Here is a 12,688-nt window from a genome sequence, read left to right as displayed (position 1 = left end):
GGCCTCATAGCCAGCCGCGCTGCACCGCGCGGGCGCCCGCCTCGAACCGGCTCCGCGCCCCGAGCCGGCTCATCAGCGACGACATCGTGCGCCGCACCGTACGCAGCGACACCCCGAGCCGCCGCGCGGCCGTCTCGTCGGTGACGCCGTCGAGCAGCAGCCGCAGCAGCGTGCGCTCCACCGGGGAGAGCCCGTGCCCGTCCGCCGGGGCCTCGCCGAACGGGACCGAGATCGCCCACACGTGCTCGAACAGCGCGCACAGCCCCTCGACGACCCCGGGCGCGGTCACCTCGAGGGCGCCGCGCCGCGGCTCGGCCGGGTCGAGCGGGACGAGGGCGACCCGCCGGTCCACGATCACCAGCGACATCGGCAGCGTGGGGCAGGAGCGGGTCTGCCCGCCGCGGGCGGCGAGCCACTGGGCGTACCGGAGCGTCTCGGCGTGGTTGCGGCAGCCGTCCTGGTACACGTTGCGGATCAGCACGCCGCGCTCCAGCGCCCGCCGGTCGAGCTGGTGGCGCGCCTCCGGCGGGGTGAACGCCGACGGGCCGCCGGGCGTGAACGACGCGTACTCCGACCGGGCCTTGTGCACGAGCTCCTCCAGCCGGGACCGCACCGCGTCCAGCCCGTCGAGCCGCTCGAACGCCGCCTGCCGGTCGCCGCGGATCGCGTCGTACTCCAGCGCGATCGCGGCGATCGCCTTCCGGATCGCGGCGATCTCCTGCTGCCGCCGGTACAGCTCCGCCTCGGTGCGGGCGAGCAGCGAGGCGAGCCCGATCTCCGGGCTCACCGGCCGGTACGGCCCGGCGGCGCCGCCGTCCGGCGAGGGCCGCAGCAGCGCCATCCTCATCAGTGCGTCGAGCGAGGCCCGCACCTCGTCCTCCGGACGGCCGAGATGTGCCACGAGTTCGTGCAGTCCCCAGGTGGGGTGCTGGAGCAGCGCCCGGTACACGGCCTCCGCCACCGCGTCGACACCGAGCGCATCGAGCATGTGACCGCCCAACGACGCGCCCCCGCCTCGCGCTGTGCTCACCGATCGACGGACATCCCCCGACGGTGCCGATCCTAGGCGGGTGGCAGCTTGCTGCCACGGCCGCAGCAGGCCCCGCCGGAGCATGGCCTGGGGCGGGCCGGTGCGTGACACTTCGACGTGCGGCTTTTCGGGGGACCGTGCGCGCGTCAACCCGAGGAGAACAATGATCGGTGTAACTTTCGCGCAGGTCGGCGTGGTCGCGCCGCCCGCGGCGGCAGGCCGGGGGCGGCCGTGGCGGCCCTGATCACCGTGCGCGGCCTGGCCAAGCGCTACGGCCGCCGCCGGGTCCTCGAGGACGTCGGCTTCACCGTGCCCGAGGGCGTGCTCGTCGGCATCCAGGGCGAGAACGGCGCCGGGAAGTCCACCCTGCTCAAGTGCCTGGTCGGGCTGCTCCGGCCGGACCGCGGCAGCGTCGAGCTGCACGGCCGGATCGGCTACTGCCCCCAGGACCCGTCGCTGATCGAGAGCCTGACCGTGCGCGAGCAGTTCGAGCTGTTCGGCGCGGGCTACGGGCTGGACCCGGACGAGATCGCCGAGCGGGCCGAGGCGCTCATGGACGAGTTCGGCTGCGCCAGGTATGCCGACACCCGCGTCGACCGCCTCTCCGGCGGTACCCGGCAGAAGGTGAACCTCATCGCCGCGCTGCTCCATCGCCCGGACGTGCTCGTCCTCGACGAGCCCTACCAGGGCTTCGACTACGAGACCTACCGGCGCTTCTGGGAGTACGCCGAGCTCCACCGGGCCACCGGCGGCTCGGTGGTCGTGGTGAGCCACATGCACACCGAGCTGTCCCGGTTCGACGCCATGCTCGACCTCGTCGACGGGCGGGTCAGGGTGAGCGGCCGCCGCGCCGACGAGGTACGGCTCGGCGGGAGGGCGGCCGCATGACCGTGCGCTCCCGGGCGACGCGGCCGACCGGGGATACGCGGCCCCACCGCCCGATCCGCACCGCCACCCGCATGTCCGTGAAGGAGTTGCTGCGGCGCTGGCCGTCCATGCTCTTCATGATCTTCATGCCGGGGGCGTACTTCCTCGTCAGCTACGTGACGAGCGACGCGGTCACCACGCTCCCCGCCGAGGTGCGCACCGCGGACGGCCGTGCCGTACTCCAGGTGCTCGACCGCGACTTCAAGGCCCTCTACCTCGCCGTGCTCGGCATCAGCGTCACCGGCTCGTTCGCCGCGATGACCGTGGTACGGCCCGGCATGGCCGCGCTGCGCCGCCTGCGCCTCGTCGGCTACCGCGCCGCCCACCTGCTGACCGCCCGCCTGCACGTCCTGCTCGTCATCACGGTGACGTCCACCGCGGTCTTCATGGCGCTCTTCGCCCCGCTCGTCACCCTGCGCTCGGTCCCGCTCGCCGCCGCGTCGCTGCTCCTCGTCGGCCTGACCGGCGTCGCCCTCGGCACGTTCGTCGGCCTGATCGTGCCCCGCGAGTTCGAGGCCTCGATGATCCTCGTCGCCGCGGCCGGCGTCCAGATGGCCCTCGGCCGCTCCGGCGCCGACGCCGAACGCTACCTGCCGTACTGGCCCGGCATCGAGGCCCTCAAGTCCGCCGCCTTCGCCCCCGCCCCCGACGTCGCGGCCATGCTCGCCCAGGGTGCGGCCTACGTCGTCGCCCTGTCCGCCCTGTCCTATCTCATCTGGAACCACCGCACCCGCCTGTGGCGACGCTGACCACAGGGGCGATGCGGTCCCGCCGCCCGGCGGAAAGACCTCCCTCCGGCCACGCGCGACCGGCCCGTGACGGCCGGATGAAGGCGCTCAGCGCCCACGCGGTCGAACCGGCACGTGCCGTACGGCGGATGCGGGAACCTCGCGGAGCCCCGCCCGACCCGGTCCGTCCGCGTGCGACCGGGGAGTCAGTCGTATGGATCACCAGGTGGATCACCGAACAGGCTCCGCCGGTCGTCGAGCAGCGGTGGGAGGGGCCGGATCGTCAGCAGGCCGGCCGACGTGCCTATCGCCAGCCGCTCCCCGTCCCACGCCACCGTCCACCCCGGATGCGGCACGTCGATGGCCGCCAGACACACCCCCGTGCGCGGCTCCCAGACTCGGAGGGTGAGGTCCTCGGCGACGGTGGCGAGCAGGGTGTGGCCGCCGAGCTCGAGGGCACACACCTCACGCACCCCACGGGTGTGGCCGCTCAGGGTTCGGAGGCGGTATCCGGTGACGGGGTCCCAGATACGGACGGTGCCGTCCGCGGAGGCGCTGGCGAGCAGGGTGTGGCCGCCGAGGGTGAACGCGCACACGGACCGCACCCTGCGGGTATGGCCTTCGAGAAGGTGGTGCCGCTCGCCGGTCCGGGCGTCCCAGACGCAGACGGTCGCGTCGTTACCGGCGCTGGCCAGGAAGGTGCGGCCACCGGAGGTGAAGGCGCAGACGGATCGCGTCAGGTCGGTGTGGCCTTTCAGGATTCGCCGCCGGCGCCCGGTGGCAGGGTTCCAGACGCGGACGGTTCCATCGGCGGCAGCCGTGGCGAGCAGGGCGCCCTCGTCGGGAGGCAAGGCGCACACCGCGTACACCCAGTCGCCGAGGTCCCTGAGGATCCGGCGCTCGGTTCCGGTGGCGGGGTCCCAGATGCGGACGGTGCCGTCCGCGGAGGCGCTGGCGAGCAGGGGCTGGCCGCCGAGGCGGAAGGCGCACACCGACCGCACCAGGTCGGTATGACCCTGCAGAACGTGCAGCTCGCGCCCGGTGTCGGACTCCCAGACGCGGACGGTCGCGTCGTTGCCCGCACCGACCAGGAGGGTGCGGCCGTCGAGGGTGAAGGCACAGACGCTTCGCACCCACCCGGTGTGCGCCTTGAGAGCCCCTCGCCCTTCGTCAGGCTGAAGATCCCAGATGGTGACCGTCGCGAACCTGCTGGCGGTCGCGAGCAACGGGTGGCCGTCGAGGGTGAAGGCGCAGACCGCCTGCACCCAGTCAGAGCCCTCCTGGATGGTGCGCTGCACCTGCCCGGTGCGCGGGTCCCAGATGCGGACGGTTCCGTCGGCGGCGGCGCTGGCGAGCAGGGTTCGGTCGTCGAGGGTGAACGCGCACACGGAGCGCACCCTGCGGCGGTGACCTTCGAAGACGTACTCCTGGCGTCCGGTCTGGGGGTCCCAGATGCGCACGGTACGGTCCTCAGCGGCGGTGGCCAGCAGGGTACGCCCGTCGAGGGCGAAGGCACAGATCGACCGGACCTTGCCGCTATGGCCGTTGAGAAGATGCCGCTCTCGTCCGGCATGCGGGTCCCAGATGCGGACGGTTCCGTCGGCGGTGCCAACGGCGAGGAGAGGCCGCCCGTCGAGGGCGAAGGCGCAGACCGCGTGCACCCAGTCGATGCGCCCTTTCAGGGCTGTTCGCTCGTGCCCCGCGAGGGGGTCCCAGATGCGGACGGTGCGGTCGGCGGAGGCGCTGGCGAGCAGGGTGCGGCCGTCGAGGGTGAACGCGCACACGGAGCGCACCCTGCGGCGGTGGCCTTCGAAGACGTGTTCCTGGCGTCCGGAGAGGGGGTCCCAGATGCGGACGGTACGGTCCTCTGCGGCGCCGGCGAGCAGGGTGCGGCCGTCGAGCGTGAACGCGCACACGGAGCGCACCTTGTGGCGGTGGCCTTCGAGCATTCGGTACTGCTGACCGGTACGGGGATCCCAGACGCGCACCACCCCGTCGTCACCGCCACTGGCGAGCAGGAGCCGGCCGCCCAGCGTGAAGGCGCACACCGCCGACAGCCGGCCGCTGTGCCCCTTCAAGATCATGTGGATGTCGCGGGAACCCGCATCCGACGCCCACTCCGCTTTGTAGGGCAGGTCTCGGGTCGTCCTGCGGAAGCCGTCTCCGAGGTCGTAGACCGCCTCGGTGATCGTGAACATCGCCGCGCGGTCGATCGGGGACGCCGTGGCGGCCTGATGCGTCAGCCGGAGCAGCCGGGCCCGGTTTCGGCCCTCCGGTGATGTGGCATGGCCTGCGAAGAACAGCAGCCGTCGCATCGATGATCACGGTGAACCGGCGTCCGGGACGCTCGGCCAGCGTCTCACGGATGGCCGGGACCAGCTCGTCCACGTCGGAGGGAAGCGGGGCGGAGGCCGCCCGCGCGATCTCGACGGCGACGTCGAGGGCGGTCTTGCCCTTGGCGTGCACGGCGCAGGCCACCGAGCCCACCGACGCCTTCACCGCCTGATCGTCCGGCGGCAGCTCTCGCCGGATCGCCGGATCGGCGGTCGTGATGATGCGGCCGAGCACCGCCGACTTGCCGGCACCGGGATCGCCGGTGACCACGAGGGCCCCCGGTTCCACGCGGTCGGCGTCCAGCCAGTCGCGGATCTCGGTGAGCGCGGCGGTACGGCCTCTGAAGCGGAATCCGCGCTCGCTCTCTCTGGTCACACCTCGTGCCCGCGGCCGCCAATGCCGTCCGGCCTCGGGATCGATGCTCAGCTCCCAGCCCCACGCGGCGAGGGCGGCCTCGCCGGCCTGGTCGGCCGACCATGTGGCGAGCTCCAGCAGTTTCTCCTCGGGCATGCACCGGTCGATCTGGAACAGCGTGATGGCACGCCCGTCACCGTCCTGGTTGGCCTGCGCCACCAGGCCGATCACCGCCTGATATTCCGGGCACCACAGCCCGCCGCCGCTGAACCCCTGGGACACCCGGTAGCTCGAATCCTTGTCCGTGCGGAGCCGGACCCACCCGAAACCGAGAACCTCACTGATCTCCCCGTGCGCCGAGTCTCCTATCGGGTCACCACCGGGGAACCCGTAGGCCCACCACCGCAGAGCGGTGATCTGATCGAGTTTCGGACTGCGCAGCGGTGCGGGGAGGATCCCGGCGGGAACCTCCTCGGCCAGCTCCAATACCGCGACGTCGGCGACATGAAGGAAATCGGCCATGGTGGGGAGCCGTACCTGCGCGACCCTTCGCCAGGCGGTGAAATTCCCCTGGTACATGGGAAACGCGACCCACAGGGCTTCTCTCACCGTGTTCTCCGGCCGCACCACGTGCGCGCAGGTGAGCACCCGCCGCGTGTCGACGACCACGCCGGACCCGATCGGATGACGGTCGTTCTCACTCGTGTGGATCGCGGCCACCCACGAACGGTCGGGAGGCCCTACAGCGGGCCCGGCGGTCATGACGCGGCGCCGACCTCCACCTCACCGGCCCGCGCCTGCCCGTTCTCGGTCCGCCCCGCGGGCGGGCCGGGCTCCCAGGTCAACGTGACCTCGAAATTCCCCTCGGTCGCCGTTTTGGCCACGATCCAGTTCGCGGTGCCGCTGACCTTGATGCCGAACTTGACCTCGACCGTCTTGGGGGCCATCTGCTTGGCCTTCTCGAGCACGACCTGGGCCGCCCGCACCGCGGGCTCCACGGCCGCGCGCACCTGTCCCACGATCTGGTCCGGCCCGGCCGGCTCGAAGTCGTAAGGTCCCTGCGGTGGCTCGATCTCGAACTGGACCGTCGTCTCAGGATCGAGCTGGTACGTCACAACCCTCGCCACGCTCCACCACCCCCTGGTGGCCCGAAAGCTTAGATGGACATGACCTTTTCCGCGAGTGATTGTCCAGAAGGTGCAGCACTGGCCCGGAATGCGGCGTGGCCAGTATGCGTCTTTTCCTAAGAATCGCCCGTTTTGTTGCGGGCAAGGGAAGTCTTGACGGTCGGCGTTGTGCGCAATGTCAGCTCACCACGGATGCCACTTCATCGTGAGTTGCCGTCCCGTCGACTGCCCACGGATGGCGAGGCTAGGGTCAGGCGGCGACCCGGTGGCAGGAGGCATGGCGATGCGGCGGCGCTTATAGATCACCGTGGACGTTCACGTCATCCTCGAACGGGACGGCCGGCTCCTGGCCTGCGCTCCCGCCTGCCCTCCGGCCACCTGGAGGCGGGCGAGACCGTCGTCCAGCGCGCCGTCCGCGAGGCCCGCGAGGAGACCGGCGTGACCATCGACCCGGCCGACCCGCGGCCGCCACCGTCGTGCACCACCTCAACCCCGAGGGCCAGGCGAGGCTTGGGGTGTTCTTCGCGACCTCCCGCTGGTACGGCGAGCCGTACAACGCCGAGCCGGACAAGTGCGGCGGCCTGACGTGGGCGCCGATCGACGACCTCCCGGCCAACACCGTGCCGTACACCGTGGCCGGGGTTGAGCTGTACCGAAAGGGCGTGGCCATCGGGTGCAGGCCTGACCTGAGTCGGTCAAGTCTTGCTAATCGAAAACATCAGGCTTCGTCCTCTGGCCGAGGACGGGGCAGACAGCGTGCATGTATCTCCATCGCCGTACAGTAGATCGACTTGAGCATCCTGAAGAGCGGTTCGGAGAATTTCGGGCATATGCGCTATCGAAAGCGTAAAAAGTAGAGGTGATAATTCACCGAACGGCATTTTCTGGCGAGTATGGCTGCCTCAGCGTAGCAAGATCAGAAGCCGAGTAGAGGTGGCGGCGGCCGAATGGCCGGCAATCCGGCTGACAGGGCTGTCGCAAGTCGCGTTCCGTCCCAGGTTATGGCCGGCGCCTCGTCGTGCACGCTTATGATCGCGAGGCGCTTCCTTGTCCCCGGTTCCCAGATGCGGACGGTTCTGTCGTCGCCGGCGGTGGCGAGGAGGGTTTGGCTGTGGAGGAAGGCGCACACGTCATGGACCCAGCTGGTGTGGCCTTCGAGGCGTGCCTGTGCCTGGGGGCGGTTCTGCGGCGGTGTCCGGAAGTGCCTGCGGACTGCCCGTCATCCCAGGGTTCTGAGGCGGCACTTCTCGATCGAAGCGAAGGAGCGTTCCACGTGTCCCGCCTCCTCGACTCCTCCCTCTCCGAGGTGCGCGATCTCGGCGCACGCGTCGCTCATAGGACCGGCGTACGCGGCAACCCCGTCGTGGGCCACGCGGTCTGGGCCGAGCTTCTGCTCGCCGCGGATGAGGCGGATCGCGATCGCTGATGTAGCGGCGAGACCTCCGGCGTCCCGCCGCGGGCTCAGAACAGCCCGAAGCGGTCCAGGGCGAGGAGGGTGACGAAGGCGCCGAGGGCGACGCGCATCAGCCTGGCGACCGTACCCAGGGACGGCCAGGACAGGTAGGCGAGCCAGAGGATGAAGGCGAGGACCGGGAGTACCGCGACGCCGCCGCGCCAGTCGTCCACGACCAGGCCGGCGAGCAGCAGGGCGACCATGACGATCGGCAGGATCCAGCGGGGGAGCTGGTAGAGGAAGACCAGCAGGGTCGCGCTCCTGCGCTCGACGGCGCGGCGGAGGCCGGTCGCGCCCGGCGTGAAGAACTGCTCGCCCTGCGGCAGCGGCCGCGGGCCCTTCCGCCGGCCGTTACGGCCCGGCGCGGGCTGCTTGGCGAGCGGGTGCGCGGGCCGTCGCGCCGAGGGGTCGGAATCGTGCTTGGACGCCACGAGCCGAGCCTAGCGCCGGTGGGTGGCGCGGCTGAATCCCGTCCGGCCGGATGGTTCCTCGTACCGCCGACGGCGGGGGAGAGGGCGTCACGTGCGGCATCGCCCGCGCGGACACGCCAGGCCGTACCCGAACACGTCCCGTCGCCGCCGGTCATCGGGCGTCGCGCACGGGCATGGCATGGGCGGGTGGCGGGACGTGGGATTCTGGGGGCATGTTCGCTGTCATCCGGTACTCGGTTCCCGAGGCGCGGGCCGAGGAGTTCGGCAAGCACGCGCAGGAGATCCTCGACGTGTTCGCGGCGCAGCCCGGGTACCGGGCGGGGCGCGTGGGGCGCGCGGTGGACGAGCCGGGGCTGTGGGCGATCGTCAGCGAATGGGAGGGCGCCGGATACTACCGGCGGGCGCTGTCGGCCGCCCGGATGGCGATGTATCCCATGATGTCGCTTATGATCAACGAGCCCAGCGCCTTCGAGGTCGTGTCGGGGTCGTGACCGGCGCGGAGCCGCGCCCGGCGCGGTGTGCGGCTAGTAATGTGGCCGCGGGCATCATGCGAATTCCCCTAGGCTAGGGGTCTGAGGATCGAGCAGGTGACGCCAGGGTCGTCCCGCCATGATGCTCGCTGAATTCGACGCAAACCAACCCCGACCGCCAGCCGGATGGAGATCTTGATGGCACGCCGTACCGACGTGATGGACACGATCGTCAGCCTCGCCAAGCGCCGCGGCCTCGTCTATCCGTCGAGCGAGATCTACGGAGGACTGCGCGCGTCCTGGGACTACGGCCCGCTCGGCGTCGAGCTCAAGAACAACGTGAAGCGCCAGTGGTGGAAGGCCATGGTGCAGGGGCGGGAGGACGTCGTCGGCCTCGACTCCTCGGTCATCCTCGCCCGCGAGGTGTGGGAGGCGAGCGGTCACGTCAAGGAGTTCGTCGACCCGCTCACCGAGTGCCTCTCCTGTCATAAGCGGTATCGGGCCGACCACCTCGAGGAGGCGTACGAGGCCAAGCACGGCCGCAAGCCGGAGGGCGGCCTCACCGAGCTCACCTGCCCGAACTGCGGCACCAAGGGCGCCTTCACCGAGCCGCGCATGTTCAACGGCCTGCTGAAGACCTTCCTCGGCCCGGTCGAGGACGAGTCGGGTCTGGCGTACCTGCGGCCGGAGACCGCGCAGGGCATCTTCATCAACTACGCCCTCGTCCAGCAGTCGGCGCGGAAGAAGATCCCGTTCGGCATCGGTCAGATCGGCAAGTCGTTCCGCAACGAGATCACGCCGGGCAACTTCATCTTCCGGACCCGCGAGTTCGAGCAGATGGAGATGGAGTTCTTCGTCAAGCCCGGCACCGACGAGGAGTGGCACCAGTACTGGATCGACGAGCGCATGCGCTGGTACGTCGATCTGGGCATCAACAAGGACAACCTCCGGCTCTACGAGCACCCCAAGGAGAAGCTGTCCCACTACTCCAAGCGGACCGTCGACATCGAGTACCGGTTCAACTTCGCCGGCAGCGAGTGGGCCGAGCTCGAGGGCATCGCGAACCGCACCGACTTCGACCTCTCCACGCACTCCAAGCACTCGGGGGCGGACCTGTCGTACTTCGAGCAGGAGAGCGGTGAGCGGTACGTCCCGTACGTCATCGAGCCCGCGGCCGGTGTCGACCGGTGCGTGCTCGCCTTCCTGGTCGACGCCTACACCGAGGACGAGGCCCCGAACGCCAAGGGCCAGATGGAGAAGCGCACGGTGCTGCGGCTCGACCACCGGCTCGCCCCGGTGAAGGCCGCCGTGCTGCCGCTGTCGCGCAACCCCGAGCTGTCGCCGAAGGCGCGTGACCTCGCCAACAAGCTGCGCCGCCGCTGGAACGTCGAGTTCGACGACGCGGGCGCGATCGGCCGCCGGTACCGCCGCCAGGACGAGATCGGCACGCCGTACTGCGTCACGATCGACTTCGAGACGCTCGAGGACCAGGCGGTGACCGTTCGCGAGCGCGACTCGATGCAGCAGGAGCGCATCTCGATCGACCAGGTCGAGAAGTACCTGCGCGAGCGGCTCGACGACTAGGTTCGCCGCGGCCCGGCACCGACGTACGCGCACGGGCCGGAGGCGGGGCGCCGCCCTCCCTCCGGCCCCGTCGCCTTTCCCACGGCGTACGGCCCGCGCGGGCGGCGAGCCGTACGCCGGGAGCCGGGGAACGCGCTAGACGAGGCCGAGCTCGCGGGCCCGGACGCCGGCCTGGAAGCGTGACTCGGCGCCGAGCGCGGCCATCAGCTCGGCGACCCGGCGCCGGTAGGTGCGCAGGCCGAGGCCGAGGCGGCGGGCGGCGGTCTCGTCCTTCACGCCCTCGCTGAGCAGGTCGAGTACGGCGGGCGCGATCTGGCGGATCTCGGCGACCCGGGCGTTGTAGACGGCGAGGTCGACCGCCGACCGCCACGCGGTCTCGAACAGCGACAGCACGCCCTGCACGATCTCCGGCTGGGTGATCACGCTGTAGCCGCGCGGGCCGGACCTGCGGTCCCCCGCGAGGATCACCAGCCTGCGGTCGATGACGATCGTCTCGTTGATCTCGTCGGGGGTGACGCGGATCTCCGCGCCGATCCGGTCGCGGCGGCGGGCCAGCTCGCGCGCGGCCACCGGGTCGAGCAGCAGCCCGGCCGGGTACAGCTTGCGGATCCGCATCTCACCCCGGCGCGCCGCGGCCGCCTCGGCGAACTCCTCCGACCGGTGGTCCCCGACCCAGCTCGCCAGGCCGGCGGCGGCGCAGGCCAGGTCGGTGGCGGCCGTGAACAGGTGGGCCGTGCGCCGGTACAGCTCCTCCTCGCCGCGCACGATCGTGATCGATCGGCTCACCTGGGTGAGCCCGGTGAGCCCGTCGCTCGTCGCCACACCACCGATTCTGCGTGCCCTGGGCGGATCGTGGCGAAGTTGGCAGCTTGTTGCCGTTCCCGGACAGGCGGCGACCCCGTCCGCAGGCTGGGAGACATGACGCTTCCAAGCACCGGCTCTTCCGGCACGCCGAACGCCGCCGCCGCGGGCACCTGGCGGCTCGGCGACCGTACCGTCAACCGCATCGGGTTCGGCGCGATGCGGCTGCCCGGCAGGTTCGGGGACCCGAGGCCCAGGGACCGCGCCGAGGCGATCGCCGTGCTGCGCCGCGCCGTCGAGCTCGGCGTCAACCACATCGACACCGCCGCCTTCTACTTCCTGCCCACCCGCTCGGCCAACGAGCTGATCAGCACGGCGCTCCAGCCGTACCCCGAGGACCTGGTGATCGCCACGAAGGTCGGGCCCGGGCCGTCCCCGGACGGCGGGCTGGAGTTCGTACGGCCGGACCGGCTGCGCGCCCAGGTCGAGGAGAACATCCGGCAGCTCGGGCTCGACCACCTCGAGCTGGTCAACCTGCGCTGGGGCGCCGGGCTGGGCAAGGAGCCCGGCTCGGTGGCCGAGCACTTCGGCGTGCTCGCCGAGCTGCGCGAGCAGGGCCTCATCCGGCACCTCGGGATCTCCAACGTCACCGCGGAGCAGCTCACCGAGGCGATGGGGATCGCGCCGGTGGCCTGCGTGCAGAACCGGTACGGCCTGACCGAGCGGGCGGACGACGCGCTGGTCGACCTGTGCGCCGAGCACGGCATCGCGTTCGTGCCCTTCTTCAGCATCGCGGCCTCGGTTCCCGGCGCCGTCCCGCACGGCGAGGCCGACACGCGGGGTGAGGCCGAGGTCGCCGAGGTAGCGAAGGCGCACGGCGCGACCCCGGCCCAGATCCGGCTCGCCTGGACCCTGCACCGCGGCAACCACGTCCTCGTCATCCCGGGTACGGGCAACGTCGCCCACCTCGAGGAGAACGTCGCGGCGGGCGCGATCAAGCTGAGCGCCGACGAGCTCGCCCTGCTCGACGGCATCGCCGCGACCCGCTGACCGCCCCCGGCGAACGCCGGCAGGCCATCACCCGAGACGGTCACACCGCGGACGCCGTCCTCGGCGGTCGGTGGGGGCGGCGTACCTGCTGGACGTCGTCGGATCGCGCCTGACGCAGCCGGGCCTCCGGAGGGGAACGCCCGCCACAACGGCGTGCGGGCGGCCGGCCCGGCGAGGAGATCGCGGCCCTGAGTACGGCCCGCGCCGGCAGCCAAGAGCCCGAGTGCCGACGGACGGGATGGGCACCACACTGTGCACCGGTCGGTGCGCGCCACCCGAGCCCTGCCGCCGCCACGGCGTCAGGGGTTGTCCCCGAGGGGAGTCTCCAGACCCTCCCGCCCATCGTCGTGGGCGTTCGCGGCCGAGGGGCCGCGGTCACCACAGCGGGGGCCGGGCGTG

At 71.4% G+C, this 12,688-nt stretch carries 13 protein-coding genes and 1 pseudogene; 7 read left to right on the top strand and 7 right to left on the bottom strand.

From position 1 onward, the window contains the following. Window positions 1–4: 4 nt before the first annotated feature. A complete protein-coding gene (locus FHX40_RS14735; protein WP_142260154.1) occupies window positions 5–988 on the bottom strand; it encodes a helix-turn-helix domain-containing protein in 984 nt (327 codons plus the stop codon). Window positions 989–1,261: 273 nt separating this feature from the next. On the opposite strand from FHX40_RS14735, the gene FHX40_RS14730 reads away from it, so the two are divergent. Then, a complete protein-coding gene (locus tag FHX40_RS14730) occupies window positions 1,262–1,918 on the top strand; it encodes an ABC transporter ATP-binding protein (protein ID WP_142260153.1) in 657 nt (218 codons plus the stop codon). A 71-nt stretch (window positions 1,919–1,989) separates the two neighbouring features. Continuing rightward, complete coding sequence (locus FHX40_RS14725) at window positions 1,990–2,706, top strand: ABC transporter permease (RefSeq protein WP_142260152.1); 717 nt, start codon at window positions 1,990–1,992, stop codon at window positions 2,704–2,706. 185 nt (window positions 2,707–2,891) lie between these two features. Here the strand turns inward: FHX40_RS14725 and FHX40_RS14720 are convergent, their stop codons facing one another. The 3 genes from FHX40_RS14720 to FHX40_RS14710 are packed head-to-tail and all read right to left on the bottom strand — an operon-like array spanning window position 2,892 to window position 6,500. Further along, window positions 2,892–4,763 (bottom strand): WD40 repeat domain-containing protein, encoded by a 1,872-nt coding sequence (locus FHX40_RS14720; protein WP_170198841.1) that lies wholly within the window; start codon window positions 4,761–4,763, stop codon window positions 2,892–2,894. Continuing rightward, entirely contained in the window at window positions 4,684–6,093 is a 1,410-nt protein-coding gene (locus tag FHX40_RS14715; RefSeq protein ID WP_170198840.1) for a serine protease, read from the bottom strand. Before FHX40_RS14715 ends, FHX40_RS14720 begins: the two co-directional genes overlap by 80 nt. Before the next feature lie 38 nt (window positions 6,094–6,131). Further along, window positions 6,132–6,500, bottom strand: a complete 369-nt coding sequence (locus tag FHX40_RS14710) for a CU044_2847 family protein (protein WP_211350270.1) — start codon at window positions 6,498–6,500, stop codon at window positions 6,132–6,134. A gap of 192 nt (window positions 6,501–6,692) precedes the next feature. On the opposite strand from FHX40_RS14710, the gene FHX40_RS14705 reads away from it, so the two are divergent. Then, window positions 6,693–7,085, top strand: coding sequence for an NUDIX domain-containing protein (locus FHX40_RS14705; RefSeq protein ID WP_229788412.1), 393 nt, complete (start codon window positions 6,693–6,695; stop codon window positions 7,083–7,085). Between the two features lie 331 nt (window positions 7,086–7,416). Here the strand turns inward: FHX40_RS14705 and FHX40_RS14700 are convergent. Next, window positions 7,417–7,653: pseudogene (locus tag FHX40_RS14700) on the bottom strand (hypothetical protein); the annotation flags it as partial. Window positions 7,654–7,773: 120 nt separating this feature from the next. Between FHX40_RS14700 and FHX40_RS25120 the strand changes: the two are divergent. Continuing rightward, window positions 7,774–7,926 carry a hypothetical protein gene (locus FHX40_RS25120; RefSeq protein ID WP_170198839.1) on the top strand — a complete coding sequence of 51 codons (153 nt, stop codon included), beginning with the start codon at window positions 7,774–7,776 and terminating at the stop codon, window positions 7,924–7,926. Between the two features lie 35 nt (window positions 7,927–7,961). On the opposite strand, the gene FHX40_RS14695 is transcribed toward FHX40_RS25120, so the two are convergent. After that, window positions 7,962–8,384 carry a DUF6703 family protein gene (locus FHX40_RS14695; protein ID WP_229788339.1) on the bottom strand — a complete coding sequence of 141 codons (423 nt, stop codon included), beginning with the start codon at window positions 8,382–8,384 and terminating at the stop codon, window positions 7,962–7,964. A 212-nt stretch (window positions 8,385–8,596) separates the two neighbouring features. Between FHX40_RS14695 and FHX40_RS14690 the strand changes: the two genes are divergently transcribed. Beyond that, on the top strand, window positions 8,597–8,875 hold the full coding sequence (locus FHX40_RS14690) for an antibiotic biosynthesis monooxygenase family protein (protein WP_142260149.1): 279 nt from the start codon (window positions 8,597–8,599) through the stop codon (window positions 8,873–8,875). 177 nt (window positions 8,876–9,052) lie between these two features. Beyond that, window positions 9,053–10,438, top strand: a complete 1,386-nt coding sequence (locus FHX40_RS14685) for a glycine--tRNA ligase (protein ID WP_142260148.1) — start codon at window positions 9,053–9,055, stop codon at window positions 10,436–10,438. Window positions 10,439–10,573: 135 nt separating this feature from the next. Here FHX40_RS14685 and FHX40_RS14680 read toward each other — a convergent pair whose 3' ends face one another. Further along, window positions 10,574–11,260, bottom strand: coding sequence for a helix-turn-helix domain-containing protein (locus FHX40_RS14680; protein WP_211350268.1), 687 nt, complete (start codon window positions 11,258–11,260; stop codon window positions 10,574–10,576). Between the two features lie 96 nt (window positions 11,261–11,356). Here FHX40_RS14680 and FHX40_RS14675 point away from each other — a divergent pair, with 96 nt between their 5' ends. Then, the gene (locus tag FHX40_RS14675) at window positions 11,357–12,289 is read left to right on the top strand and encodes an oxidoreductase (RefSeq protein WP_142260147.1); all 933 of its coding nucleotides are present in this window, start codon (window positions 11,357–11,359) and stop codon (window positions 12,287–12,289) included. The last annotated feature ends 399 nt before the right edge of the window (window positions 12,290–12,688 follow it).

Source organism: Thermopolyspora flexuosa (genome assembly GCF_006716785.1).
GTDB classification, from domain to species: domain Bacteria; phylum Actinomycetota; class Actinomycetes; order Streptosporangiales; family Streptosporangiaceae; genus Thermopolyspora; species Thermopolyspora flexuosa.
The sequence above is the reverse complement of the archived record's forward strand: the minus strand, read 5'-3'. Positions and strand labels throughout refer to the sequence as shown.

Coding starts and splice junctions, on each gene's coding strand:
- FHX40_RS14705 (WP_229788412.1), top strand. CDS start 6,693: ATGCCACTTCATCGTGAGTTGCCGTCCCGTCGACTGCCCACGGATGGC.
- FHX40_RS14735 (WP_142260154.1), bottom strand. CDS start 988: ATGCTCGATGCGCTCGGTGTCGACGCGGTGGCGGAGGCCGTGTACCGG.
- FHX40_RS14690 (WP_142260149.1), top strand. CDS start 8,597: ATGTTCGCTGTCATCCGGTACTCGGTTCCCGAGGCGCGGGCCGAGGAG.
- FHX40_RS14685 (WP_142260148.1), top strand. CDS start 9,053: ATGGCACGCCGTACCGACGTGATGGACACGATCGTCAGCCTCGCCAAG.
- FHX40_RS14725 (WP_142260152.1), top strand. CDS start 1,990: ATGTCCGTGAAGGAGTTGCTGCGGCGCTGGCCGTCCATGCTCTTCATG.
- FHX40_RS14675 (WP_142260147.1), top strand. CDS start 11,357: ATGACGCTTCCAAGCACCGGCTCTTCCGGCACGCCGAACGCCGCCGCC.